Below are 4,141 nucleotides of genomic sequence, written 5' to 3'. Positions count from 1 at the left end.
ATCCCAATCAGCTACACTAGGATCGTGATAACCCCCTGAACCGACAGGGGTTTTCATTTCTTGGGCCGTGTAAATCGAGAAGCTTTCTAGAAAAGATCAAACTGGTCCGGGGTTTTATTTGCAGCCTGCTTAGCTCTCCCGCGAAATGTGATGATGCGCTCATACTGCTTGTCGGTGAATTGAATAATGTTCACTCTCCCGCCTTCGGGCAGAACGGATTCAACACGCTTCCCATAGGTGTCAACCTGCATGTGGCTGGAGCAGAAACGCATATAGACCGAAAACTGGGCCATCTCGAAGCCCAAATCCAACAAAGTGTTTCGGAATTCCGCAGCTGCTTTTCGCTCGGCTTTACCTACTACGGGTAAGTCAAACATTACCATCACCCACATCAATCTGTACCCGGAAAGCATCCCTATTCGTTATCCAGCGTAGCTGCAAGCGCTAGAGGAAGACCTGCCAATGGCAGATCCAAGGTCTTACGTTCGCCGAGAAACACTTGGGCGAGAGACGTGGCGAGCTTTTGCGTACAAACCAACACGGGTGTGGCGCCAGCATTGGTTTGCATATCGTCGTACAGTGAGCGCACAAGATAGCGCTTAGTTTCGGGGCTCACTTCGCCCTTTCCGTTGCGATGTAAGTGCCATACATTCAAGTCGATTACAGGGCGGAAAGGCTCCATAAGATCGTCCACCAGGCGCATCGCATTGAATTCATTTGAGTGATGTAGCCCTACCGTAGGATGAAGTCCTGCTGCAATGACTGCACGGGCTACCGCCGCACGCAACACTGTGTAACCATAATTCAGTATGGAATTCACACCCCCTAAGGCTCGGTCTCGCCGGAATTGATCGCCAAACAGCAAGCTCCAGTACCGGCGTGCGCCCTGAGCCTCCAAGTTGTCGGGGTCGCCAGAACGGACTTTGGCGACAAGCGCGGTTAAAGGAGCGCTAGGTGCGCCGGCAGCCTCTAGCGTGCTAGCCTGCTGTTGCAATTTGGCTCGAACTAGGTCGGCCCAGAGGCGCTTTGTCGTGGGTCTGGTAGCCCTGATTTGTGCATCGAAACGCTTGGCTTGCTGGTAGTTGCCGCCTGTGCTCAATAGTATTCCTACTGGGTTGTGGTTCGCGGCGCAGAGTACGAAGGGGATGCCGCGTTCAGCCAGCGCAACGAGCAGGTTGTTCGTATAGCTAAGGCCATGAGCATTGGCGATAAGCGCAGCTATGTCGTCTAGCGGCACTTGTCCCAATTCTTTGCGTTCGCTCCCTTGCTCTTGTACAACCATGAAGCCCCTCGTCACAAATAAGTGCCGACGGTCGTCTGCAACTTCTACAATGCGGCCAATCAACCGCTATTCCTGTAGACTGCTGTCGCGTAAATCACCGATCTCGGAAACAGTAACGCGGCGGGCCTTTACTGCACTAAGGGAGCCCGCCATCTTCGATACGTATGCGAATGGATCATCTGGGTCCCTATTACGTGCGTCGACGTTGCTCTCGTTGTGGCCAGCAAGAAAAATTTGCCCGTTCAGACCTATTTTGACCACGCGCATTATTTTTTCTTTGTCATCGATAACCATGCGTACTATGTCGTTGATCATTAGCCTCATCACCAGTGGTTTTTCGGACTGACTGAGCGCTGGGTTTCTAAGGCGTCTTACGCCATCAGTCTCCCCGTACTGGCGAACTACCTGATAGGCCTGATACGTCGAGATTACCTCGCCGAGCCACTTTCCTTTCGCGTCACGGCAAATTTCGATGCAGTAATTGCTGCCGCCGACATATCCCTTGTATGCTGCAGGTTGACCATCAGCATCAAATCCATGGCGCTCCGGATTACGAGTGCTGCGGATTGCGATTAGTTTCTTGTTAGAGAATTCCCGTCTGCGTGGTCCCCCTTCTTCCGGGCGCACAAGGCGGGTAACTTGTCCATTTTCCAGAAAGCCCCAAGGCGTTTCCTCATTCATGGCGCCTTGGTAACCGTGATCCGGCTTGTGGCTGACAATGATGTGAGTAAGTGCGCGTTCTACGTGCTTGCGGTATGCTTCCCATGGTAGCGGCATCTCGCCCACTAACCGATCCATGTTGGCTTGCCGTGCGCTCGCGCTCGCCTTGGAGAATCGCTGCAACAGGCCTTGGTCGGTAACGCCAATGACCGCCGCATCCAGTGCATGGTGGCGGTGATCCGCGCGATTCTTCAATTCATTGCCAGATAACAGACTATTGAGCCCGAATTTGCCCCGGAGCAAAGCGGTCATCCGGCCTGGGATGGTACGAACATTTTCCTTGGGGCAAATCAATGACAGATATTCCTTTGCGATACGTGATATATACGCGGTGTCATTTAGCGCTCGAGCTAGAAAATCCTTGTCCTCTCGCAGCCACCGTTGGTAGCCATCGGGAGCGAAGCGCTTAGCTTTATCCTTAGGCATCAGCGCTGCTCTCTGTAGTATGGCTGGGTAGTCGTATCCGGAAGCGGCTATACGGCCAAACGCTTCGTAGGGGGTGCGGTTACCCTTAACGCGATTGGCGCTGCGCAACGCAACGGTCTTGTTGTTGAGGCTATCGTCTAGCGTCATGGAGAAGGGCAGGATGTGGTCTACCTCGACTTCGTCCGAAAGCAGCCGCGCGATGCTGATCTGCTCTCCCGAGTACGGGCAATGGCGGTCTGTCGCATCCTTTAGGTTCAGTTCAGTCCACAGTTGCATTTTCTGCGAGAGCTCGCGGCGCTTCGATTTGTCTAGGTTAGCGACAGCAAGATTAAGGATTGCGCAGGCCTCGGCGAGCTGCTTCTCGTTGCGGTCCTGTCGAGCTTTTTGATCTCGCTGAATTTCCAGCTTCCGTTCCCGGCTCAGCTTAAGATCGCGCGTTACTTCGACGATGACTTCACTTGGGTGCCCGTAGCGCGCGATTAGACCGTTGACCACCTTCCTCAGCTCGTTAAGCGCGATGTGTACGGTCGGATTAGCGATCTTTCCAAAGCGCTCCTCGTCGTTAGCAGGGTTCTCCTTGGCGAACGCGACATGGCGCTGGAGCGGGTCTCCGTAGTAAGGAAGTGCCGCCAGGATCTCTCCCGTTTGCTGCGATTGTGAAAGTGCGCTGTGGCTGTCGAACTTAGCGCGGGAGACTGCCTCTGAATATACAGTCACGGCCCCGATTAATTCCGGGAGAATTCGCGACAACGCTGTGCGGCCTAGTTTGCCGTAGCCTTCCGGGAGACGAACGTCAGCTACGCGTTGGGCAGTTGCCTCATCGATACCTGTATTTTTCTGCAGCCATGCTATTAGGTCTGATTCGCTCTCTTCGGTAAGAAGTTTGTCGACAATGTCATCCTGAAACGCATTGGCATACCTGTACCAACGCTCGCCGAAATACTGATCCTTGGAAAGCGCCGCCGAGGTAGCGTTTCCCTTCAAGCGGTCACGTTTTATATCTTCAAGATTAAACTTGGCCGTGCTGGGCAACTTCAGCTTCCTCAGCATCGCACTAAACTGGACTTCTCTCTGCTGTTCAAGTAAAGCTGCGATTTGATTGCGCTGCTCCAGCGTTAGTGGTTTCTCAAGCAATTCCCCGGTTAGCAGGCGAAGGTTGTTGAGCTCCTGATAGATCCGGAAGCGCTGGGAACTAGGCAAGGCCAGCGGCGCACGCTCTTCATCAGGCAACAGGGTGCAGCGGCCAGGTCGTACCGGGAGAAGACTACGTTGGTGTAGGAGCACGTCCTTGAGTTCATTGCGCGCCGCGTCGGAGAATAGTGCAGGATTGAGACTTCTTTGTTTCGCCCATAGTGTGTCAAATTCATGCTCAACCATTGCTCGGTCAGCATAGAAGTCGTAGGCCTTGTCCCTCCTAGTTTTGCCGTGCAGGCGGGCGCGGACGCTGAGGCGGGCTTCGTGCCGCTTGGCCAGCCATTCGCCCAGCGTCAGGCAGGATTCCTCCTTCAGCTTATTGCGCAGCTCGCCGATAGCTTTCTTGAGCGTTCCGCTTTCATTGTCCCTATTGTTGGTCTTGCGGTTGCTCAGGAAGCCGCGCCGTTGGTTTATATGAAATAGGGCTCTGGCGAATTCGGGTCCTGTCAGCGCTTCGTAAAGCCCCTTTTTGCGTAGCGAGTAGGGGTCCAGATGGACAAGTTCCCGGCGTTCGTGCTC

3 protein-coding genes are annotated in these 4,141 nt (G+C 54.0%); all 3 read right to left on the bottom strand.

All coding sequences use genetic code 11. From position 1 onward, the window contains the following. Positions 1–86 precede the first annotated feature (86 nt). Positions 87–392 (bottom strand): CRISPR-associated endonuclease Cas2, encoded by a 306-nt coding sequence (gene cas2 / locus FJ147_27690; protein ID MBM4259667.1) that lies wholly within the window; start codon positions 390–392, stop codon positions 87–89. A 23-nt stretch (positions 393–415) separates the two neighbouring features. Further along, positions 416–1,345, bottom strand: a complete 930-nt coding sequence (gene cas1, locus FJ147_27685; GenBank protein ID MBM4259666.1) for a type II CRISPR-associated endonuclease Cas1 — start codon at positions 1,343–1,345, stop codon at positions 416–418. 3 nt (positions 1,346–1,348) lie between these two features. Continuing rightward, a partial coding sequence (gene cas9 / locus FJ147_27680) for a type II CRISPR RNA-guided endonuclease Cas9 (protein ID MBM4259665.1) occupies positions 1,349–4,141 on the bottom strand: 2,793 nt, incomplete at its 5' end.

The organism is Deltaproteobacteria bacterium, assembly GCA_016874775.1.
GTDB lineage: Bacteria > Desulfobacterota > Binatia > Bin18 > Bin18 > VGTJ01.
Note: the sequence above shows the minus strand (reverse complement) of the source record. Positions and strands in the feature narration are given on the sequence as shown.